At 58.6% G+C, this 22,657-nt stretch carries 19 protein-coding genes and 1 pseudogene; 16 read left to right on the top strand and 4 right to left on the bottom strand.

Features of this window, described 5'->3' with window-relative positions; all coding sequences use genetic code 11:
* Nucleotides 1-279: 279 nt before the first annotated feature.
* Nucleotides 280-1,545 carry a dicarboxylate/amino acid:cation symporter gene (locus tag B498_RS15705; RefSeq protein WP_008500421.1) on the bottom strand — a complete coding sequence of 422 codons (1,266 nt, stop codon included), beginning with the start codon at nucleotides 1,543-1,545 and terminating at the stop codon, nucleotides 280-282.
* A gap of 430 nt (nucleotides 1,546-1,975) precedes the next feature.
* Here B498_RS15705 and B498_RS15700 point away from each other — a divergent pair, with 430 nt between their 5' ends.
* The 14 genes and pseudogenes from B498_RS15700 (at nucleotide 1,976) to flhE (ending at nucleotide 17,317) form a co-directional block, all read left to right on the top strand.
* On the top strand, nucleotides 1,976-2,548 hold the full coding sequence (locus B498_RS15700) for a spore coat U domain-containing protein (protein WP_008500422.1): 573 nt from the start codon (nucleotides 1,976-1,978) through the stop codon (nucleotides 2,546-2,548).
* A gap of 12 nt (nucleotides 2,549-2,560) precedes the next feature.
* The gene (locus B498_RS15695; RefSeq protein ID WP_032622788.1) at nucleotides 2,561-3,109 is read left to right on the top strand and encodes a spore coat U domain-containing protein; all 549 of its coding nucleotides are present in this window, start codon (nucleotides 2,561-2,563) and stop codon (nucleotides 3,107-3,109) included.
* 16 nt (nucleotides 3,110-3,125) lie between these two features.
* The gene (locus B498_RS15690) at nucleotides 3,126-3,884 is read left to right on the top strand and encodes a molecular chaperone (protein ID WP_008500425.1); all 759 of its coding nucleotides are present in this window, start codon (nucleotides 3,126-3,128) and stop codon (nucleotides 3,882-3,884) included.
* Nucleotides 3,860-6,206: pseudogene (locus B498_RS0121275) on the top strand (fimbria/pilus outer membrane usher protein). Before B498_RS15690 ends, B498_RS0121275 begins: the two are co-directional and overlap by 25 nt.
* A complete protein-coding gene (locus B498_RS0121280) occupies nucleotides 6,203-7,165 on the top strand; it encodes a spore coat protein U domain-containing protein (RefSeq protein ID WP_023325527.1) in 963 nt (320 codons plus the stop codon). The pseudogene B498_RS0121275 and the gene B498_RS0121280 overlap by 4 nt, the downstream one beginning before the upstream one ends.
* Nucleotides 7,166-7,249: 84 nt before the next feature.
* Complete coding sequence (tar, locus tag B498_RS15685; protein ID WP_008500427.1) at nucleotides 7,250-8,917, top strand: methyl-accepting chemotaxis protein II; 1,668 nt, start codon at nucleotides 7,250-7,252, stop codon at nucleotides 8,915-8,917.
* A 44-nt stretch (nucleotides 8,918-8,961) separates the two neighbouring features.
* Nucleotides 8,962-10,563, top strand: coding sequence for a methyl-accepting chemotaxis protein IV (gene tap, locus B498_RS15680; RefSeq protein WP_008500428.1), 1,602 nt, complete (start codon nucleotides 8,962-8,964; stop codon nucleotides 10,561-10,563).
* A gap of 19 nt (nucleotides 10,564-10,582) precedes the next feature.
* Nucleotides 10,583-11,449, top strand: a complete 867-nt coding sequence (gene cheR, locus B498_RS15675; RefSeq protein ID WP_008500429.1) for a protein-glutamate O-methyltransferase CheR — start codon at nucleotides 10,583-10,585, stop codon at nucleotides 11,447-11,449.
* Nucleotides 11,446-12,495, top strand: coding sequence for a protein-glutamate methylesterase/protein-glutamine glutaminase (locus B498_RS15670; RefSeq protein ID WP_008500430.1), 1,050 nt, complete (start codon nucleotides 11,446-11,448; stop codon nucleotides 12,493-12,495). Before cheR ends, B498_RS15670 begins: the two co-directional genes overlap by 4 nt.
* 17 nt (nucleotides 12,496-12,512) lie before the next feature.
* A complete protein-coding gene (gene cheY / locus B498_RS15665) occupies nucleotides 12,513-12,902 on the top strand; it encodes a chemotaxis response regulator CheY (RefSeq protein WP_008500431.1) in 390 nt (129 codons plus the stop codon).
* Between the two features lie 10 nt (nucleotides 12,903-12,912).
* A complete protein-coding gene (gene cheZ / locus B498_RS15660) occupies nucleotides 12,913-13,557 on the top strand; it encodes a protein phosphatase CheZ (RefSeq protein WP_008500432.1) in 645 nt (214 codons plus the stop codon).
* A gap of 148 nt (nucleotides 13,558-13,705) precedes the next feature.
* Nucleotides 13,706-14,854, top strand: a complete 1,149-nt coding sequence (gene flhB, locus B498_RS15655; protein WP_008500433.1) for a flagellar biosynthesis protein FlhB — start codon at nucleotides 13,706-13,708, stop codon at nucleotides 14,852-14,854.
* The gene (flhA, locus tag B498_RS15650) at nucleotides 14,847-16,925 is read left to right on the top strand and encodes a flagellar biosynthesis protein FlhA (RefSeq protein ID WP_008500434.1); all 2,079 of its coding nucleotides are present in this window, start codon (nucleotides 14,847-14,849) and stop codon (nucleotides 16,923-16,925) included. Before flhB ends, flhA begins: the two co-directional genes overlap by 8 nt.
* Nucleotides 16,925-17,317, top strand: coding sequence for a flagellar protein FlhE (gene flhE, locus B498_RS15645; RefSeq protein ID WP_008500435.1), 393 nt, complete (start codon nucleotides 16,925-16,927; stop codon nucleotides 17,315-17,317). The genes flhA and flhE overlap by 1 nt, the downstream gene beginning before the upstream one ends.
* Before the next feature lie 58 nt (nucleotides 17,318-17,375).
* On the opposite strand, the gene argS is transcribed toward flhE, so the two are convergent.
* On the bottom strand, nucleotides 17,376-19,109 hold the full coding sequence (gene argS / locus B498_RS15640) for an arginine--tRNA ligase (protein WP_008500436.1): 1,734 nt from the start codon (nucleotides 19,107-19,109) through the stop codon (nucleotides 17,376-17,378).
* A gap of 239 nt (nucleotides 19,110-19,348) precedes the next feature.
* On the opposite strand from argS, the gene B498_RS15635 reads away from it, so the two are divergent.
* The gene (locus B498_RS15635; RefSeq protein ID WP_008500437.1) at nucleotides 19,349-19,918 is read left to right on the top strand and encodes a VOC family protein; all 570 of its coding nucleotides are present in this window, start codon (nucleotides 19,349-19,351) and stop codon (nucleotides 19,916-19,918) included.
* Nucleotides 19,919-19,987: 69 nt separating this feature from the next.
* Nucleotides 19,988-20,731: a copper homeostasis protein CutC gene (gene cutC, locus B498_RS15630; protein ID WP_008500438.1), complete on the top strand. Its 744-nt coding sequence runs from the start codon at nucleotides 19,988-19,990 to the stop codon at nucleotides 20,729-20,731.
* 175 nt (nucleotides 20,732-20,906) lie between these two features.
* On the opposite strand, the gene cmoB is transcribed toward cutC, so the two are convergent.
* Both cmoB and cmoA read right to left on the bottom strand, forming a co-directional pair.
* Nucleotides 20,907-21,878, bottom strand: coding sequence for a tRNA 5-methoxyuridine(34)/uridine 5-oxyacetic acid(34) synthase CmoB (gene cmoB, locus B498_RS15625; protein WP_008500440.1), 972 nt, complete (start codon nucleotides 21,876-21,878; stop codon nucleotides 20,907-20,909).
* Nucleotides 21,875-22,618, bottom strand: a complete 744-nt coding sequence (gene cmoA, locus B498_RS15620) for a carboxy-S-adenosyl-L-methionine synthase CmoA (RefSeq protein WP_008500441.1) — start codon at nucleotides 22,616-22,618, stop codon at nucleotides 21,875-21,877. Before cmoA ends, cmoB begins: the two co-directional genes overlap by 4 nt.
* Nucleotides 22,619-22,657: the final 39 nt, after the last annotated feature.

Genomic DNA, 22,657 nt, shown 5'->3' on the forward strand with positions numbered 1-22,657 from the left:
AGCCGGGTGGCGCTGACGCTTACCCGTCCTACGTGTTCGGGCCATTTGTAGGCCGGGTAAGGCGAAGCCGCCACCCGGCTTTTTTACATCCTGCTCCACCTGCTCAGCTTCCGTGGCCACCCATACGTTAATGTTCGGGGGCCGTCTTCACTGCAGGATATCGCGGCGAGTCGCGTAGCCTAAAACAAAGCCGGGTGGCGCTGACGCTTACCCGGCCTACGCGTTCGGGCCATTTGTAGGCCGGGTAAGGCGAAGCCGCCACCCGGCTTTTTCATGCCATTACGCTTCCTGCTTTACCAGTTCAGCTTCAGCTTCCGCGTCCCGCGCGCCTTCATTCTGCGACAGCATGGCGGTCGCAATACCATTACCCAGGACGTTAATTGCGGAACGGCCCATATCCAGGAAGTGGTCGATCCCCATCAGCAGCAGAATACCGGCCACCGGAATGTTAAAGCTTGGGATCGTCGCAGCCAGCACCACCAGCGAGGAGCGCGGTACGCCCGCAATCCCTTTTGAGGCCAGCATCAGGGTCAGCATCAGCACCGTCACCTCAGAGAAGCTCAGATGAATGTTGTACGCCTGCGCGATAAACATCGAGGCGAAAGAGCAGTACACCATCGACCCCACCAGGTTGAAGGAGTAGCCAATCGGCAGTACGAAAGAGGCGATGTTGCGCGAGCAGCCAAAACGCTCCAGCTGCTCCAGCGTTTTAGGGTAGGCCGCTTCAGAACTGCTGGTGGTAAACGCCACCAGAACCGGATCTTTCAGCATGCTGACCAGGCGGAACACCTCTTTTTTCAGCACCATGTAACCCACGGCCAGCAGCACCATGCAGGTGAGAAGAATGGCAACGTAGTAGCCGCCAATAAAGGAGGCATAGTTCAACAGAATGCCCAGACCCTGCGTGGCGATAACGGATGAGATTGCCGCGAAAATGGCCAGCGGCGCAACGTACATCACGTAGCCTGTGACCTTCAGCATGATATGGGAAACCACGTCCAGCGCAGCCACCAGCGGGGCGTTGAATTTCTGCCCCAGCGACGCGCCGCCAATGCCGAAGAACATGGAGAACACCACAATCTGCAGGATCTCATTGTTCGACATCGCCCCCGCGATGCTGGTCGGAATGGTGTGAGACAGGAACGCTTTCAGCGTCATCCCCCCAACGGCTAATCCGGTATCCACCGCCTCGGTCGGAACGGTCAGGTTCAGTCCGCTGCCCGGATGCTCCAGCGTGACGATAAACAGGCCGACCAGAATTGAGAGCACGGATGAGCTGATAAACCATACCATCGCTTTGCCGCCCACGCGGCCAATGGTGGAGGTTTCGCCCAGCTTCATAATGCCGACGGTGAGCGTACTGAAGACCAGCGGCGCAATGACCATTTTGATCAGTCGCAGGAAAATATCGGTCAGAAGGGTAATATTATCCGACCAGGCTTTGATGGCATCCGCAGATGCATATTCATGAATTGCTGCCCCTGAAAGAATACCCGCCAGCATGAATATCACGATGAAGAGTGTGAGTTTGTTTGCACTTGCCACGAAAAAAGACCCTCTATGCGCTTCAGATGTAGCCCGCACCGATACATATAAATTTTTTATTACGACGCGGGAAATTATTCGGCACATAAATTGACGCAAAGCGTAGGGGGATACAACTCCTTTTTAAGTTTTATTAATTTTGTTGTTATTGCCCTGACGATATATTGTGATCCGCATCACACTTTAATGGATATATTCTCTCCTGATAGCATGAAAATGCAGAAAAAGATAGTTTAACTCTCTGTTATTTAAGGCAATAGGAAGTCAATAAGACAAAGTGCTTATGCGTTAAGGGGCAGGTGGTCGAAGCGATATCCGTAAACTAAATTCTCAATAACCCCCCTCAGAGGAACATTAAGCGGGGCTAACATCTTGAACGACAAAAATAAAACGTGGCAAGGGAACGGAGACGTCTTCTGGAGGGTGGTAAATGAAAAGAAAACTCCTTTTGATCTGCGCAGGCACCTTACTGACTGCGACAACGGTCCATCAGGCGCTGGCCGTCACCAGTAGCGGCACCATCGGCGCGACGCTGACGCTCACGAACGGTTGTCTGATAAACGGATCGCCCACGCAAAACGGTATTAACTTCGGGACACTGGATTTCGGCACCCATCCCGCAACGTTTTCCACTCTGACCACGCAGCTCACCGGCGCCAGCGGCGGAAACACCTTCACTATTCAATGTACGACCGCCAGCTATACGGTGGCGATCACCGGCAACACCAACTCCACCGCACCCGGCACCGTTGTCGGCACCCCGGGAACCCCTGCGCGCTATCTGGTTAACACCGCCAACGCGGCACAGGGCGTGGCATACAGCCTGTACAGCGACAGCGGGTTTAACAGCGTGATTGCCAATAACACCGCGCTGCCGATCGCCTCTACGGCCGGAGGGGTGGACAGTTACACCCTCTACGGGCGTATTACCGGCGGCGGTAACAGCGTGACGGTCGTCCCGGGCACCTACACCGACACGATTAACGTCAGCGTCACCTATTAGTCCTGCACCGCCATGAAGGCAACTCTTACTGGTCTGCGCATATGCGCAGAGGGATACGTGCAGCCTTTTTTCGCGCTGATCGTCGGATTGCTGATGGCGCCCGCGGCGGATGCGGTGACGTCACAGTCCTTTAAGGTCAGCGCGACGATTGTTCCGGGATGCGCGGTGGCCACCGGCAGCGGAGGGGTTCTCGGGACGCTGGATTTTGGCACCCATAACGGCGTCGAGAGCGCACCGGTCAGCACCAGCTTTGTGCCAAACGGGGCGTTGTCTATCGCCTGCACGCCGGGCGTGGCGCTGAGCATGAGCATTAATGGCGGACAGAATTATTCAACCGTTCGCCGCATGAAGCGCTCGAACGGCGCCGACGTGGTGGGATACCGGCTTTACAGCAGCAGCTCGCTGGCCGCGAACAGCGAAATTGGCGTCAACCAGGCGATACCGGTGACCTATAGCAACAGCAATAACATCGCGCTGCCGCTTTTTGGCGTGGCGCTACTGACCGGATTTAGCCCGGCAGGAACGTATTCCGATCAGCTCACCGTGACCTTGTCATGGTAATAAAGGGAGAGTGTTGATGAAGCCAGTTTTCAGACCTGTTTGTCTGGCGGGCGCGTTGGGAATGGCTGTGGCAACCGGTCAGGCGCAGGCGGCTGCCACCATTCTGCTCTGGCCTATCGACCCGTGGCTTGCGGCAGACGCCAACGCCACGGAGCTGTGGATCCAGAACCAGGGAAACAGCGCCACCACGATGCAGGTGCGCATTGTGCGCTGGAAGCAGGAGGACGGACACGAGCGCTACACCGCGCAGCAGGATGTGGTCGCCAGCCCGCCCATCGTCACGATTGGCACAGGCAGCAAGCAGCTTATCCGTCTTATTAAGCAGGCCCCCGTTCCCGCAGGCGTCGAACAGGCCTACCGCATTATCGTGGATGAAATTCCTCAGCCTGATGCCAAAGCAGAACCCGCCATCGGCCTCAAGTTGCAGATGCGTTACTCCATTCCGCTGTTTGTGTATGGCCAGGGGATCCCGACAATAAAAGAGGGGGCGCATCACGCGCTGGTGGAGACCCGGAACCTGAGCTGGCGGGTGACGCGAGCGGATGGGCAGCCGGTACTGGAGGTTCGGAATCGGGGGGATGTCCATGTCAGGCTGAGCCAGGTGGCGCTGGAGCAGGGAGGGCAGAAACGCACGGTCGCGGAGGGATTGCTGGGTTACGTACTTCCCGGCAGCACCCGCAGCTGGCCGGTACCCGCAGGCGTTCGTCAGCCAGAGCGGATGAGCGCGCAGATTAATGCCAGGGACGCACAATGGCAGTCGACGCCCGTCAACTGAAGCCGGCGATGATGATACTGCTTTGCGTCAGTTCCGCGACCTGGGCTGAGTCCGGCGATGACAGCCTTCCGCCGCCGCCCCAGGCACAGGCGATACATGATGAAGCGGTCTTCCAGCTTGCCCTCGTGCTCAACCACTACGATACCGGTCTGGTCGTGCCCGTGACGCAGCGCAAAGGCGCTTTCTTTATCTCCAGCGCTGACCTGCTGCGCGCGGGACTGCCCCCGGAACATGTTCCTGCCGGAGAGGTGAATCTCTCATCGCTTTCTCAGGTTCGGGTGGAGTACGACAGCGCCGGGCAACGTCTGCTGCTGACCGTTCCCCGGGACTGGGTTGCATCCCGCGTGACGCCGTTCGGCGCGCAAACGGCGCAGGCCAAACCGCACTTCGGGCGCGGCGCGCTGCTCAATTACGATCTCTACACCAACCACACGGAGCATATCGGCGGACAGGCGTCCCTCTGGCATGAATTCCGCTATTTCAATGAGAACGGCTCGTTTTCCTCCACCGGCTATGCCCGGGAAAATTTCACCGGTAACGACGGTCAGCAGGAGGGGTATGTCCGCTATGACACGACCCTGCTGTTCACTAACGAGGATGACGCAATGAGCTGGAGCTCGAGCGTGCGGATGGGAGGGATCAGCGTCGGGCGAGATTTCTCCCTGCGCCCTGACCTGGTGACGTGGCCGCTGCCCGAATTCGCGGGGGAAGCGGCGGTACCCACCTCGGTGGATCTCTTTATCAACGGCTATCGGTCCGGCTCAACCCAGCTTCAGCCGGGCCCCTTCACCCTGACCAATCTGCCCTATATCAACGGCGCCGGGGATGCGGTACTGGTCACGACGGATGCATTAGGGCGCCAGGTCAGCACCACGCTGCCGTTTTACGTCTCCAGCGACCTGCTTAAAAAAGGGCTAAGCGACGGCGCCGTGACGCTGGGCAGCCTGCGGCGTAATTACGGTATCAAGAACTTTGACTACGGCCCGGCGGCAGGCAGCGGCTCGTATCGCTACGGGGTGACGGACTGGCTGACCCTGGAGGGTCATGCCGAAGGGGCGCAGGAACTGGCGCTGGGCGGGGCCGGGACGGTGATTAAACTCGGCCAGTTTGGCGTGGTGAATACCTCTTACTCGCAAAGCCGCATGCGCGGGGAGGCGGGCGGGCAAATCAACTGGGGTTACCAGTACAGCACCAGCGAGTTCAGCGTGGCCACCCAGCACACGCGTCGGGACCGCGGCTTTGGCAATCTGGCCCTGTACGACCAGCCTACGGTGTACGACGAGAACGATAAACCCATCGCCAGCTTCAGCCGCAATACGGACCAGTATTCTCTGACCTTCAACCTGGTACAGTACGGCAACATCGGCGCAGCCTGGATTGGCGTGGAGAGTTTTGACAGTCAAAAAACCGAGCTGCTTAATCTCTCATGGAGCCGTAATTTGTGGGGCGCGAGCAGTATTTACCTCGCCGGGAGCCGGGACCAGCAGCGGGGAGACTGGACGGTCGCGCTGTCGCTACAGGTGCCGCTGGGGGCACGCGACAGCGCCGCGTTCACCGTCGAAAACACCCCGGATGCGGGCAACACCCAGCGCATTAACTACAACCATTCCATGCCGTCTGACGGCGGCTTTAGCTGGAACATGGCCTGGGCCAACCAGTCAAAATCCAGTGACTATCAGCAGGGCACGCTGGGCTGGCGTAATAACAATATTGAACTGCAGGGCGGCGGCTACGGCGAAAGGGACATGATGACCTGGTGGGGCGAGGCGATGGGCGCGATTGTTCTGATGGACGGCGAGCTGTTCGCGGCGAATAAGATCAACGATGCGTTTGTGGTCATCAGTACCGACGGCCATCCGGACGTGCCCGTCAGCTATGAGAACCAGCCCGTTGGCAAAACGAATAACAACGGTTACCTGCTGGTCAGCGGGGTGTCGGCGTATTACCCGGCAAGCTACCGCATTGATACCCTGAACCTGCCGGCGGATACCCGGCTGAAAGAGACCGAGCGGCGAATTGCGATTCGGCGTCACAGCGGCTATCTGGTCGATTTCCCGATGGAGCAGGAGAGGGTGGCAAGCGTCATCCTCCACGATGCGCGCGGCCAGGCGCTGCCGGTGGGAAGCCAGGTCCGGCGTGCCTCGCGCAGCAATGCGGTGGTGGGGTATGACGGTATTGCCTGGCTGGAAAACCTTAGCGATGTGAATCCGCTGGAGGTGATCGCGCCTGACGGAAAACGCTGCAAGGTCACCCTGACCGTGGGAGCCAACCCGGAACAAGCTGCAAACCTACGGTCCGCTGGTGTGTCGGGAGGCGCCATGAAGCGTCTGCTGCTGTTGATGCTGTTGCTGTTCTCCGGCGGCGGCTGGGCGGCGTGTACCGTCAGTACGGTTAATGCGTCGTTTGGCAGCGTCACCTCGTTCGCGCTCAGCGGAACCGGGGAGGTTGAAACCACCGGCAGGCTTGTTGTGGCGTGTGATACCGTGCTCAACGTTCTGACCAACGATTCGGTGACCCTGAGCTACACCGCGGCGTCAGTCTCGGGCAACAGTCGCGCGACCATGAAACGTACGGATAATGCCGCCATTACGGACGTAATCCCCACCCGGCTGTGCGGATTATCGGCTTGTGCGAGCAGCAGCGAGGTGCAGATAAGTAAAACGTATACCTGGAGCGGGAATACCTTGCTGGGGCTGCTGGGGACAAGGCAGTATAACATTCCGCTCTATTTTCGCACCGTCGCTGGACAAAACGTCACTGCCGGTCCCTACCAGGTGCAGTTGACCTTCAGCATCAGCTACAGCGTCTGTGCCTTCGGTGTTGGAAGCCTTTGTACGAATGCCCAGACGGGAACCTCAACAACCACCATCCTGTTGGATATGACCGTCACCAACGACTGCAGCGCCATGACCACGCCGGACGTCAACTTCAACAGCGCGCCGCTGGTACAAAGTTTCCCCACCGTCTCACAGGCGATAGCCGTCACCTGTACCAAAGGCAGTACCTATACCATCGGCATTAACAACGGTGCTAACGCGCTGAATAACGTGCGCCGGATGGTAAGCGGCAGTAACTACCTCAGTTATGACATCTATAAAGAAGCCACGGGTAACCGCTGGGGCGGCAGCGGCAGCGAACGCTGGACCAGCGCGACGTCGTCGCAGGTCAGTACCGACGGTCTCCTGCGTACCTACAACTACACCGCGAAAGTGCTGACTAATCAGGCCACGCCACCCGCCGGAACCTACACCGATACGCTGATTGTCGACGTGGCTTTCTAACCCCGCGCTTTTCCCTTTCTCAAATGTAAAGTTCCTGTTGGCTGTGCCGATAACACCGTTAATAAATCTATGAGAAGGTGTTGTATGTTGAACCGTATCCGCGTTGTCACAATGCTTATGATGGTGCTGGTCATTTTCGCACTACTTCAGCTTATCTCCGGCGGGCTTTTTTTCTCGTCATTAAAACAGAACCAGGACAGCTTTGCGGCCTCGAACGATCTCCGCCTGCAGCAGAGTGAACTCACCTCAACGTGGGATCTGATGCTGCAAACGCGTATCAACCTGAGCCGCTCGTCCGCGCGCATGATGATGGATCCCAACAATCAGCAGAGCAGCGCGAAAACCGATCTGCTGAAAAATGCCCGGGCGACACTTGCGGATGCCGCAAAGCATTACGAGGCCTTTAAGAAAATCACCCCGCAGCCTGCGATGGAGCAGGTGAGCCAGAATATCGACGAAAAATACAACGCCTACCATGCCGGTCTGGCAGAGCTGATTCAGTTCCTGGAGAGCGGCAACATGGACGCCTATTTCGCGCAGCCGACGCAGGGGATGCAAAACGCCCTCGGCGCGGCGCTGGGGGAATATGCAAAGGTCAGTGGCGATCTGTATCACTCCGCGTTTACTGAAAGCCAGAATGACTACCGCTTTGCGAAATGGCAGATGGCGGTGCTGGCGCTGGCGCTGGTCATTGTGCTGATCGCGGTCTGGTACGGCATTCGCCATATCCTGCTGAACCCTCTCGGTCGCGTCATCGCCCATATTCGTGACATTGCCGGCGGTGACCTGACCAAAACGCTGACCGTGTCCGGGCGCAATGAGATCACCGAGCTGGCAACCAGCGTTGACCATATGCAGCGTTCGCTTATCGATACCGTCGCCAACGTGCGTAGCGGCACGGATGCCATCTATACCGGCACCAGCGAAATTGCGATGGGCAATAACGACCTCTCATCGCGCACTGAACAGCAGGCGTCCGCCCTGGAAGAGACGGCGGCCAGCATGGAGCAGCTCACCGCGACCGTGAAGCAGAACGCCGATAACGCCCGCCAGGCGTCTCAGCTGGCGGAAAGCGCCTCCGAGACGGCGCAGCGCGGCGGCCGCGTGGTGGATGGCGTGGTGAAAACCATGCACGACATCGCCGAGAGCTCCAAGAAAATCGCCGACATCATCAGCGTCATCGACGGCATTGCCTTCCAGACCAACATTCTGGCGCTGAACGCCGCCGTGGAAGCGGCGCGCGCGGGCGAACAGGGACGCGGGTTTGCCGTGGTGGCCGGGGAAGTGCGCAACCTGGCCAGCCGCAGCGCCAACGCGGCAAAAGAGATCAAATCGCTGATTGAAGATTCCGTCTCCCGCGTCGATACCGGCTCCGTGCTGGTGGAAAGCGCCGGGGAGACCATGAATGACATCGTGAATGCCGTCACCCGCGTGACGGACATCATGGGTGAAATCGCCTCTGCGTCTGATGAGCAGAGTCGTGGTATCGACCAGGTTGCCCTGGCGGTATCGGAAATGGATCGCGTGACACAGCAAAACGCCGCCCTGGTGCAGGAGTCCGCTGCGGCGGCCGCTGCCCTGGAAGACCAGGCGAGCCGTCTGAAGATGGCCGTCTCGGCGTTTCGTCTCGCTTCACTCGCTGGAAACACGGTCACCCCGCAGGCGACGTACCGTGCGCCAGCCGCTGAACCGGCTGCCAACCGTACGCGTACCGCGACGACCGGACAAGATGAAAACTGGGAAACATTTTGACTGACAATTAAACCGCGGCTGCTTGCCGCTTGATGGGAGCGTGGATGTTAAATCGTATTCGTATCTCGACCACACTGTTTTTGATTCTGATCCTTTGCGGTGTGTTGCAGGTTGGCAGTAACGGGTTGTCTTTTTGGGCGTTTCGCGATGGCTATCAGAATTTGCAGGACGTTGAGGCGAGTAATCAGCAGCGCTCCGCACTGGCACAAACCCGTGCCGTGCTGTTGCAGGCAAGCACTGCGCTGAACAAGGCGGGAACCTTAACCGCGCTAAGTTATCCGCCGGATGACATTAAGGCGCTGATGGCCACCGCGCGCGACAGCCTGAAACAGGCTGACGCACAGTTTAAGGCCTTTGCGGCACAGGCCACCGGCAGCGAGAAAGAGAAAGCGCTGAAGGCCGCCATGAATACCCATTTTGAACAGTGGTACAGCGATCTCGACCATCAGGCGACGTGGCTTGAGAACAACCAGCTGTCGGACTTTATGACCGCGCCGGTTCAGGCCTCGCAGGCGGCGTTTGACGGCAGCTTTGACGCATGGCAGCAGGATATCAATCAGTCTGTTCTGCGCGCCGGTGAAGCAAGCCGCACCAGCTATCACATGTCGGGCGTCATCTTCGGCGTGATGGTGATTCAGGCGGGCTTGCTGACCGGCGCCGCGCTGCTCTGGTCACGCAAAATGATTGTGCAGCCGCTGGCGATTATCAGCAGCCACTTCGACAGCATTGCGAAAGGCGACCTGGCGCGTCCGGTGGCGGTGTTCGGCAAAAACGAAATTTCGGCAATTTTTGCCAGCCTGAAGGCGATGCAGGGATCGCTGAGGGAAACGGTATCCGACGTGCGTCAGGGCAGTTATGCCATGCACGCCGGGATCTCAGAGATTGCGGCGGGTAACAACGATCTCTCATCCCGCACCGAGCAGCAGGCGGCCTCGCTGGCGCAGACGGCAGCCAGCATGGAGCAGCTGACCGCGACGGTTAGCCAGAACGCCGATAACGCGCGTCAGGCATCTGACCTGTCAAAACAGGCGGCGATGACGGCGAAGAAGGGCGGCGACCAGGCGTCCCATGTCGCCAGCACCATGCAGGAGATCGCCACCAGTTCACAGAAAATTGGTGACATCATCAGCGTGATTGACGGTATCGCGTTCCAGACCAACATACTGGCGCTGAATGCTGCCGTTGAAGCGGCGCGTGCCGGGGAGCAGGGGCGCGGGTTTGCGGTGGTAGCGGGTGAAGTGCGTAACCTGGCGAGCCGCAGCGCCAACGCGGCGAAAGAAATTAAGGTGCTGATTGAAGAATCGGTGTCACGGGTTCAGCAAGGCTCTGCCCTGGTGGATACGGCGGCACAAACCATGCACGAAATCGTCACCTCCGTGACGCGGGTGAACGACATCATGGGCGAGATTGCCTCGGCGTCGGATGAACAGCGTCGCGGGATTGAGCAGGTTGCTCAGGCGGTCACCCAGATGGATCAGGTGACGCAACAGAACGCCTCGTTAGTTGAGGAAGCGGCAGCGGCAACCGATCAGCTGGCCAGCCAGGCGGATCGTCTGACCGGGCTGGTCGCGGTATTTAATGTGAAAGAGCACGTTGAAGCAGTAACAGAAGTCGGGCGGTCGCAGGCCGTGCCAGTTGTATCCTGAATGTAATTAAGAAGGCGCTATGACATCACCAATGCCCCCTGGGCAAACGTCATTATTGTTGCAGATGACACAGCGCCTCGCGCTGTCCGACGCGCATTTTCGTCGGATATGTCAGTTAATCTACCAGCGTGCGGGGATCGTGCTTGCGGATCATAAGCGGGACATGGTCTACAACCGTCTGGTGCGGCGCTTGCGTACGCTGGGGCTGGATGATTTTGGTCGCTATCTGAGCATGCTCGAGGCGAACCAGAACAGCGCCGAGTGGCAGGCTTTTATTAACTCGTTAACCACCAACCTGACGGCGTTTTTCCGGGAGGCTCATCACTTCCCGGTCCTGGCCGAGCATGCGCGCCGTCGCACCGGGGAGTATCGCGTCTGGAGTGCGGCCGCCTCGACGGGGGAAGAGCCGTACTCGCTGGCGATCACCCTTGCCGATACGCTGGGGATGGCGCCGGGACGCTGGAAGGTCTACGCCAGCGATATCGATACCGAAGTGCTGGAGAAGGCGCGTAACGGTGTTTATCGCCAGGATGAACTGAAAACGCTGTCGCCGCAGCAGCTGCAGCGTTATTTCATGCGCGGCACGGGCCCGCATGAAGGCCTGGTACGCGTACGCCAGGAGCTGGCGAACTGCGTCGAATTCGCGCCCGTTAACCTGCTGGATAAGCAGTACAACGTGCCGGGGCCGTTCGACGCCATTTTTTGCCGTAACGTCATGATCTATTTTGATAAAACGACGCAACAGGACATTTTGCGTCGGTTTGTTCCGTTGCTCAAGCCTGACGGTTTACTGTTTGCCGGGCACTCGGAAAACTTCAGCAACCTCGTGCGTGAGTTTAGCCTGCGTGGGCAAACGGTATATGCGCTGAGTAAGGAAAAAGCATGAGTAAAATCAGGGTATTGTCCGTCGATGATTCAGCGCTGATGCGTCAGATCATGACTGAAATTATCAATAGCCACAGCGACATGGAGATGGTGGCAACCGCCCCCGATCCGCTGGTAGCGCGGGATTTAATTAAAAAATATAACCCCGACGTGCTAACGCTGGATGTCGAGATGCCGCGCATGGATGGCATAGATTTCCTCGAAAAATTAATGCGGCTGCGGCCCATGCCGGTGGTGATGGTCTCCTCCCTGACCGGGAAAGGATCGGAAATCACCCTGCGCGCGCTGGAGCTGGGAGCGGTGGACTTTGTCACCAAGCCGCAGCTCGGCATTCGCGAGGGGATGCTGGCGTACAGCGAGATGATCGCCGAGAAGATCCGCACCGCGTCGCGGGCAAAGCTTGCCGCCCACACGCCGATGGCCGCGCCTGCGACCCTGAAGGCCGGTCCCTTACTCAGTTCGGAAAAACTGCTGGTCATTGGCGCGTCAACCGGAGGAACAGAGGCAATTCGTCATGTACTCCAGCCATTGCCGCTCTCAAGTCCGGGTATTCTGATCACGCAGCATATGCCGCCAGGCTTTACCCGTTCGTTCGCCGAACGCCTGAACAAGCTGTGCCAGATCAGCGTGAAAGAGGCGGAAGACGGCGAGCGCGTGCTCCCGGGACATGCCTATATCGCGCCGGGCGACAAGCATATGGAACTGGCGCGCAGCGGCGCTAACTATCAAATCAAAATTCATGACGGACCGCCGGTCAACCGGCACCGTCCGTCGGTGGATGTGCTGTTTCATTCGGTGGCGAAACATGCGGGGCGCAACGCCGTGGGGGTGATCCTGACGGGGATGGGCAACGACGGGGCCGCCGGAATGCTTGCAATGCACCAGGCTGGCGCCTGGACGATTGCGCAGAATGAAGCAAGTTGTGTGGTGTTCGGCATGCCGCGCGAGGCCATCAATATGGGTGGCGTGAGCGAAGTGGTCGATCTTAGCCAGGTAAGCCAGCAGATGCTGGCGAAAATCAGTGCCGGACAGGCAATACGTATTTGACTCAGGAGTATTATTTTATGGCGGATAAAGAGCTTAAGTTTTTGGTTGTGGATGACTTTTCCACCATGCGTCGCATTGTGCGCAACCTGCTGAAAGAGCTGGGCTTCAATAACGTTGAAGAAGCAGAAGACGGCGTGGATGCGCTGAACAAGCTGCAGGCGGGCGGGTTTGGTTTTGTGATCTCCGACTGGAACATGCCAAACATGGACGGTCTGGAACTGCTGAAAACCATTCGTGCTGATGCGGGAATGGCGTCCATGCCGGTTCTGATGGTCACGGCAGAAGCGAAAAAAGAGAACATCATTGCCGCTGCACAGGCGGGCGCAAGCGGCTACGTGGTGAAGCCATTCACGGCGGCGACCCTGGAAGAGAAGCTCGGTAAGATCTTCGAGAAACTCGGCATGTGAGGTGTTGGTTATGATGCAACCTGCTATGAAACCCGTTGAAGAACACTCGCCGAGCGACATTATCGTCCGCATCGGCAGCCTGACGCGCATGTTGCGTGACAGCCTGCGTGAGCTGGGTCTGGATCAGGCAATTGCCGAAGCGGCGGAAGCGATTCCTGATGCACGCGATCGTCTGGACTACGTCGTGCAGATGACCGCTCAGGCCGCGGAACGTGCGCTGAACAGCGTTGAAGCGTCACAACCGCACCAGGATGCGATGGAAAAGGGTGCGAAAGCGCTGACCAAACGCTGGGACGAGTGGTTTGAGAACCCAATCGAGCTGGCGGATGCCCGCGAACTGGTGACCGACACCCGTCAGTTCCTGGGGGATGTGCCCGGCCACACCAGCTTCACCAACGCCCAGCTGCTGGACATCATGATGGCGCAGGATTTCCAGGACCTGACCGGTCAGGTGATCAAGCGCATGATGGATGTGATCCAGGAGATTGAGCGCCAGCTGCTGATGGTGCTGCTGGAGAACATCCCGGAACCGGCAGCCCGTCCAAAACGCGAGAACGAAAGCCTGCTCAATGGTCCACAGCTCGACGCCAGCAAGGCGGGCGTGGTGGCAAGCCAGGATCAGGTGGACGACCTGCTGGACAGCCTCGGCTTCTGATGGTCCATTCCGCTTCAGGGGGTTAACGCCGCCTGGGGCGGTTTGCGACAAAATCACCGAAAAGAGCCCGAATAAACGGGCTTTTCCCGCCATTGGATTTCCGCTGCGCTGGCATGATACCCGTGACGTAATGGGCTGAGCGTGCACAGTGGCAGAAGAGAACGACGACAAAACGGAAGCCCCCACACCCCACCGACTAGAAAAGGCGCGTGAGGAAGGGCAGATCCCCCGATCCCGAGAATTGACCTCCCTGCTGATCCTTATCGTAGGGGTGTGCATTATCTGGTGGGGCGGGGAGTCGCTCGCCCGCAAGCTGGCGGGCATGCTCTCAACCGGCCTCCGTTTTGACCACAGTATGGTCAACGATCCGAATCTGATCCTCAGCCAGATTATTCAGCTGATTAAAGGGGCCATGGTTGCGCTGCTGCCCCTGATCACCGGGGTTGTGCTGGTCGCGCTGGTCTCGCCGGTGATGCTCGGCGGTCTGGTCTTCAGCGCCAAATCGCTGCAGCCGAAATTTTCCAAACTCAACCCGCTGCCGGGTATTGCGAAAATGTTCTCTGCCCAGACCGGGGCCGAGCTGCTCAAAGCCATTCTCAAATCGGTGCTGATGGGCAGCTCCGCGGGGTTTTACCTCTGGTACCACTGGCCGGAAATGATGCGTCTTATCAGCGAGTCGCCGCTCACCGCGATGAGCAACGCGCTGAATCTGGTCGGGCTCTGCGCGCTGCTGGTGGTGCTCAGCATTATCCCGATGGTGGGTTTTGACGTGATCTTCCAGCTCTATACCCACTTCAAGAAGCTGCGGATGTCGCGTCAGGATATCCGTGACGAATATAAGCAGATGGAAGGTGACCCGCACGTGAAGGGGCGCATCCGCCAGATGCAACGTGCCGCCGCCCGTCGCCGCATGATGGACGATGTGCCAAAGGCCGACGTCATCGTTACCAACCCGACACACTATTCCGTTGCGCTGCGCTATGAAGAAAACAAAATGAGCGCGCCGAAAGTGGTGGCGAAAGGGGCGGGGCTGATCGCGCTGCGTATCCGTGAAATTGGCACCGAACACCGCGTGCCGATCCTCGAAGCCCCTCCGCTGGCGCGTGCCCTGTACCGCCATGCGGATATTGGACAACAGATCCCGGGACAACTTTACGCCGCCGTGGCGGAAGTGCTGGCCTGGGTATGGCAGTTGAAGCGCTGGCGTCTGGCCGGCGGTCAACGGCCTGTGAAACCTGAGAACCTTCCGGTGCCTGCCGCGCTGGATTTTATGAACGAGAAGGACACTGATGGCTAATCTGGTGGCAATGTTGCGCCTGCCCGGCAACCTGAAATCGACCCAATGGCAGATCCTGGCCGGGCCGATTCTGATCCTGCTAATTCTGTCGATGATGGTACTGCCGCTTCCGGCGTTCATCCTCGACCTGCTTTTCACTTTCAATATCGCGCTGTCCATTATGGTGCTGCTGGTGGCGATGTTCACCCAGCGTACCCTGGAGTTCGCCGCGTTCCCGACCATTCTGCTGTTTACCACCCTGCTGCGACTGGCGCTGAACGTGGCGTCCACGCGTATCATCCTGATGGAAGGCCACACCGGGGCGGCAGCGGCAGGTAAAGTGGTGGAAGCGTTCGGCCACTTCCTGGTGGGCGGTAATTTCGCTATCGGTATCGTGGTGTTCGTCATCCTCGTGATCATCAACTTTATGGTCATCACCAAGGGTGCAGGGCGTATTGCGGAAGTGGGCGCGCGCTTTGTGCTGGACGGGATGCCGGGCAAGCAGATGGCGATCGACGCCGACCTGAACGCCGGGCTAATCGCCGAAGATGAAGCCAAAAAGCGCCGTGCGGAAGTGACGCAGGAGGCGGACTTCTACGGCTCCATGGACGGTGCGAGTAAGTTTGTGCGTGGTGACGCCATCGCGGGCATTCTGATCATGGTGATTAACGTGGTCGGCGGCCTGCTGGTGGGCGTATTGCAGCACGGGATGGACATGGGCCACGCGGCGGAAAGCTATACGCTGCTGACCATCGGTGACGGTCTGGTCGCGCAGATCCCGGCGCTGGTGATCTCCACTGCGGCGGGTGTCATCGTGACCCGCGTGAGCACCGATCAGGACGTTGGCGAGCAGATGGTGGGCCAGCTGTTCAGTAACCCGCGCGTGATGCTGCTGGCCGCGGCGGTGCTCGGGTTGCTCGGTCTGGTGCCGGGTATGCCAAACCTCGTCTTCCTGCTGTTTACGGCGGCGCTGCTGGGCCTTGCCTGGTGGATGCGTGGCCGTGAAACCAAACCGGCAGCGGAACCTGTTCCGGTCAAAATGCCGGAGAATAATCAGGCCGTCGAAGCGACCTGGAACGACGTTCAGCTGGAGGATTCTCTGGGAATGGAAGTCGGGTATCGCCTGATCCCGATGGTCGATTTCCAGCAGGACGGCGAGCTGCTCGGCCGTATCCGCAGTATCCGTAAAAAATTCGCCCAGGACATGGGCTTCCTGCCGCCGGTGGTACACATCCGCGACAATATGGACCTGCCGCCCGCGCGCTATCGCATCCTGATGAAAGGCGTTGAAATTGGCAGCGGTGATGCCTATCCGGGCCGCTGGCTCGCGATTAACCCCGGCACCGCCGCAGGCACGCTGCCGGGCGAGCAAACCATCGATCCGGCCTTTGGTCTGGCCGCGATCTGGATTGAAAGCGCGCTGAAAGAGCAGGCGCAGATCCAGGGTTACACGGTTGTTGAAGCCAGTACCGTGGTGGCAACCCACCTTAACCACCTGATTGGGCAATTCTCGGCGGAACTGTTTGGCCGTCAGGAAGCGCAGCAGCTTCTGGACCGCGTCACGCAGGAGATGCCGAAGTTGACGGAAGATCTGGTTCCGGGCGTGCTGACCTTAACCACGCTGCACAAGGTGCTGCAAAACCTGCTCGACGAGAAGGTGCCGATTCGCGATATGCGCACCATTCTGGAAACGCTGGCAGAGCACGCGCCAATCCAGAGCGATCCTCACGAGCTGACGGCGGTGGTGCGCGTGGCGCTGGGACGCGCAATCACCCAGCAGTGGTTCCCGGGAACCGGGGAGGTTCAGGTTATTGGCCTCGATACGCCGCTTGAGCGTCTGCTGCTGCAGGCTCTGCAGGGCGGAGGCGGCCTGGAGCCGGGCCTGGCCGACCGTCTGCTGGCGCAAACCCAGGAGGCGCTGGCGCGTCAGGAGATGCTCGGCGCGCCGCCGGTGCTGCTGGTGAACCACGCGCTGCGTCCGCTGCTGTCCCGCTTCTTGCGCCGCAGCCTGAGCCAGCTGGTCGTGCTGTCGAATCTCGAGCTGTCGGATAACCGTCATATCCGCATGACCGCGACGATTGGAGGAAAATAATGCGTAAATGGCTTTGGCTGCTGTTCTTCCCGCTGGCGGCGCAGGCTGCCGGGGGAGGCACCTGGCAGGCGAGCAGCATTGGGGTGACCCTCAGCAACCGCGGTGTTGCCATGTCATCTAACCCGCTGGCGCCTGCTGAAGAGGTTTCCGGTCTGATGGGTCTGGTGGTCTGGAACTACCGGCTGATTGGCCCAACGCCAGCGGGCCTGCGGGTGCGCCTCTGCTCTCAGACGCGCTGCACGGAAATCGACGGCGAAAATGGAACAACGCAGGCGTTCAACGGCGTGCCGGCTATTGAACCTTTGCGTTTCATCTGGGAAGTGCCGGGAGGGGGACGTTTGATCCCGGCGCTGAAGGTGCAGAGTAATTCTGTCATCGTGAACTACCGCTGACGGTTGAATTGTCAGGACTGCAAAAAAACAAAACCCGGCGATTGCCGGGTTTTTTGTATTACATACGTTCTACGGTTTCGATACCCAGAGTATCCAGACCCAGCTTCAGGGTCTTCGCCGTCAGCTGCGCCAGCTTCAGGCGGCTGTTGCGGACCGATTCATTCTCCGCAGAGAGAATAGGGCAGTGTTCGTAGAAGCCGGAGAACAGACCCGCCAGATCGTACAGGTAAGCACACATCACGTGCGGCGTGCCGTCACGCGCGACCACGGTCAGCGTCTCTTCGAACTGCAGCAGACGCGCCGCCAGCTGCGCTTCACGATCTTCCGTGATGGTCACGGTGGCATTCGCCAGCACGCTTTCGTCGATATTGGCTTTGCGGAAGACCGACAGCACGCGGGTGTAAGCGTACTGCATGTACGGCGCCGTGTTGCCTTCAAACGCCAGCATGTTATCCCAGTCGAAGATGTAGTCGGTGGTACGGTTCTTGGAGAGATCCGCGTATTTCACCGCACCGATACCCACGGCGTTCGCCAGTTTTTCCAGCTCGTCGGCCGGCATGTCCGGATTCTTCTCGGCCACCAGACGACGGGCGCGTTCCAGCGCTTCGTCCAGCAGGTCGGAGAGCTTCACGGTCCCGCCCGCGCGGGTTTTGAACGGCTTACCGTCTTTACCCAGCATCATGCCGAACATGTGGTGTTCCAGCGGAACGCTGTCCGGTACGTACCCGGCTTTACGCACGATGGTCCACGCCTGCATCAGGTGCTGGTGCTGACGGGAGTCGATGTAGTACAGCACGCGGTCGGCGTGCAGCGTTTCATAACGGTATTTCGCGCAGGCGATATCGGTCGTGGTGTAGAGATAGCCGCCATCCTTTTTCTGGATGATCACGCCCATCGGTTCGCCTTCCTTGTTTTTGTACTCATCAAGGAACACCACCGTTGCGCCTTCGCTCTCCACCGCCAGGTTTTTCGCTTTCAGGTCCGCCACAATGCCGGGCAGCATTGGGTTATACAGGCTTTCACCCATCACGTCGTCACGGGTCAGGGTGACGTTCAGACGGTTATAGGTAAGCTGGTTCTGAGACATGGTGATGTCAACCAGCTTGCGCCACATCTCGAGGAAGTATTGATCGCCGCCCTGCAGTTTTACCACGTAGCTGCGCGCGCGCTCGGCAAAGGCTTCATCTTCGTCATAGTGCTTTTTGGCTTCGCGATAAAACCCTTCCAGGTCCGCCAGCGCCATTTCGCCCGCGTTTTCCTGCTGCTGTTTTTCCAGGTAAGCAATCAGCATCCCGAACTGGGTACCCCAATCGCCCACGTGGTTCGCGCGGATCACCTTGTGACCGAGGAACTCGAGCGTACGCACCGCGGCGTCACCGATGATGGTGGAGCGCAGGTGGCCAACGTGCATCTCTTTCGCCACGTTCGGGGCAGAGTAGTCGATCACGACGGTCTGCGCTTCCGGCTGGGAAACACCCAGACGATCGGATTTCAGCGCCGCGTCAACGTGGCTTGCCAGGAAGGCAGGCTCAAGGAAGATGTTGATAAAGCCTGGGCCGGCGATTTCGGTTTTGCTGGCAATGCCGGCGAGATCCAGATGCGTCAGTACCTGCTCAGCGAGCTGTCGCGGCGGCATACCCAGTTTTTTAGCCACTGCCATCACGCCATTAGCCTGATAGTCGCCAAACTGTACTTTTGCTGACTGACGAACCTGCGGTTCGCAATCCGCAGGCGCGCCTGCGGCAATCAGTGCCTGACTGACTTTTTCGGAGAGAAGAGCCTGAATATTCACCTGGATACCTTACTTTTTTGATGCGGGCTCACAACCACCCGCGCCAGTTAGAGAATTTAGGGCGGGAGTATACTGCAAATGCCTTCTGCCGTCAGCATCGCGGGGCCTGAAGATTGCTCAGAATCCAGGCTAAGAAGGTGTGCATAAATATGCAGTCGTAAAAAGCCGGATTCTGCGGTTGGTCAAAACAGAGCAACAGAGTAAATTAGCGGCTTTGCGACACGAAAAGAGAGTGACTTATGGAGAACTGGCAATCCATTGACGAACTGCATGATATTTCCGCAGATTTACCGCGCTTCACCCAGGCGTTCACAGAACTTGCCACCCGTCTCGGCCTGGATATCGCGCCGCTTGAGGCCGATCACATCTCTTTGCGCTGCCATCAGAATGCTACCGCAGAGCGCTGGCGTCGCGGATTTGAACAGTGCGGCGAGTTACTGTCCGAGAATATCATTAACGGTCGCCCCATCTGCCTGTTCAGGCTGCGTGAGCCGGTGAACGTGGCCCACTGGCAATTCACCGTGGTTGAACTGCCGTGGCCGGGCGAGAAGCGCTATCCGCACGAAGGGTGGGAGCACATTGAAATTGTCCTGCCGGGTGAGCCGGAAACATTAAACGCGCGCGCGCTGGCCCTGTTAGCTGACGAAGGCTTAAGCCAGCCGGGGATTTTTGTGAAGACCAGTTCGCCCAAAGGCGAACGCGAGCGGTTACCCAACCCGACGCTGGCCGTCACGGACGGGCAGGTCACGGTGAAGTTTCATCCCTGGACCATTGAGCAGATCGTTGCCAGTGAGGCGCAAGAGATGTGAGTTCCCGCCGGGACTGAAAACAGACGGCATGTCATGATGGTGCGTTTGGTGGAATTTAAGGAGGATTACATGGCGCTGCTGGAGATTTGCTGTTACAGCGTGGAGTGTGCCGTCACCGCGCAAAATTACGGGGCTGACCGCATTGAACTGTGTGCGGCACCCAAAGAGGGCGGGCTGACGCCTTCTTACGGCGTGCTGAAGGCTGCCCGTCAGGCCGTCACGATTCCCGTTCACCCGATTATTCGTCCACGCGGCGGTGATTTTTGTTACACGACGGGCGAGTTCGGTGCCATGCTTGATGATATCGCCCTCGTGCGCGACCTGGGGTTCCCCGGGCTGGTCACCGGCCTGCTGGATGAAGACGGCAATATCGACCTCCCGCGCATGCGTCAGGTCATGAGCGCCGCGCAGGGGCTCGCCGTCACTTTTCATCGCGCATTTGATATGTGTAAAGATCCGCTTCAGGCCTTTGAAACGCTTGGAGAACTTGGCGTGGCGCGCATTCTGACATCGGGTCAACAGCCGTCCGCTGAAAAAGGACTGCAATTAATTACGGAACTAAAAGCACATTCCGGTGTTCCAATAATAATGGCGGGTGCGGGAGTCCGTGCCAGCAATCTGGAACGGTTTTTAAACGCCGGGGTAGAAGAGCTGCACAGCTCGGCAGGCAAATGGATGCCGTCACCCATGCGTTATCGCAATACAGGATTGTCTATGTCGACGGATGCTGAAGCGGATGAGTATTCACGCTACGGCGTAGAGGGAGAGTCGGTTGCGGAAATGAAGTCGCTGATTGAGCGCTATCACGTGTAGCAACGTACCGATTTTTACCGCGCATCATGTCGCCCAATATGATGCTTGCTTGTACCAGGCCCCTGCAATTTCAACAGGGGCCTTTTTTTCGCCTGCGCCCGGTAGCGCTTCGCTTACCGGATCTGGAAAATCGGGAGTAGGCCGGGTAAGGCGCAGCCGCCACCCGGCTAACAGGCTACGGCTTCGTCGCAATCAACACCGCTCGCATCGGGGCCGGATAGCCTTCAATGGTTTTGCTGTGATCGGCCGGGTCGAGGAACTGCTCCAGCGATTCGGTGATCATCCACTCGGTCCGGCGCTGCTCTTCGATAGAGGTCACGCTGACATCGGCAATTCGCACATCCACAAATCCGCATTTCTCCAGCCAGTTCTTCAGGGCCAGCGCGGAAGGGATGAAGTAAACGTTGCGCATCTGCGCGTAGCGATCGCCCGGTACCAGAACGGCATGTTCATCGCCTTCGATCACCAGCGTTTCCAGCACCAGCTCGCCGCCGCTGACCAGCTGATCTTTCAGTTGCCACAGGTGCTCCAGTGGGGAACGGCGGTGATACAACACGCCCATGGAGAACACGGTATCAAAGGCTTTCAGTGCGGGCAGCTGCTCAATACCCAGCGGCAGCAGGTGCGCGCGCTGGTCGTTACCCAGCAGCTTACGTACCGCTTCAAACTGACACAGGAACAGCTGCATCGGGTCGATACCGACCACCAGATGCGCGCCCGCGCCAATCATGCGCCACATGTGATAGCCGCTACCGCAGCCCACGTCCAGAATGGTGCGCCCGGTCAGGTCGGAAAGGTGCGGCAGAACGCGATCCCATTTCCAGTCTGAGCGCCATTCGGTATTGATGTTCACGCCGTACAGCGAGAACGGCCCTTTACGCCAGGGCATCAGGTTGCGCATCAGCGTTTCGATACGGTTGATCTGCCCTGGCGGAAGCGGTTCTTCACTCTCTGCGGTGACGCTGTGCAGGAGATCCAGACGATGCGGGGTCAGTTCCGGCAGAAACTCCACCGCATTTGCCCACTGCTTTAACAGGCCGTGCTGCTGATCCCGCTGCCAGGCGGCAATCTGCGCAGGCAGCGTCTCCAGCCAGTGGGAGAGGTGATTTTTGGCAATCAGCTGATAGAAGTTGCTGAACTCGATCATGCGGGTTTCCCCGCTTTCAGCGCCACCAGAGACCCAAAGTTGAAGCACTGGAACCACAGTTCGCTATGCTCAAATCCGGCCTGACGCAGGCGCGTCTTGTGGGTTTCTACGGAGTCCGTCAGCATCACGTTTTCGAGCATGCTGCGCTTCTGGCTGATCTCCAGCTCGCTGTAGCCGTTCGCCCGTTTGAAATCGTGGTGCATATTGAACAGCAGCTCGCCAACCTCGGCATCTTCAAAGCTGAATTTCTCCGAGAGCACCAGCGCGCCGCCAGGATTCAGCCCCTGATAGATTTTGTCCAGCAGCAGCTGGCGGTCTTCCGGCACCAGGAACTGCAGGGTGAAATTCAGCACCACCATCGAGGCGTTTTGGATCTCAATCTCACGGATATCGCCTTCCACCACGTCAACCGGAACAGGGGCTTTGTAGGCGTCAATATGGCGGCGGCAGCGTTCCACCATGGCCGGAGAGTTATCCACGGCAATGATTCGGCAGCCTTCGTGATGAACGTTACGACGTACCGACAGCGTTGCCGCGCCGAGCGAGCAGCCCAGGTCATAGACCTGCGTGCCGGGTTGAACGAAGCGCTCAGCCAGCATGCCGATCATAGAGATAATATTGGAATAACCGGGAACAGAGCGCTGGATCATATCCGGGAAGACTTCGGCTACCCGTTCATCGAAGGTCCAGTCGCCCAGGCTGGCGATAGGCGCGGAAAAAAGCGTGTCGCGATCTGACATAACGTAAAAATCCGGGAAAAATAAAGTGGCGTATTGTGC

It is taken from the genome of Enterobacter sp. SST3 (assembly GCF_000286655.1).
GTDB classification, from domain to species: domain Bacteria; phylum Pseudomonadota; class Gammaproteobacteria; order Enterobacterales; family Enterobacteriaceae; genus Enterobacter; species Enterobacter roggenkampii.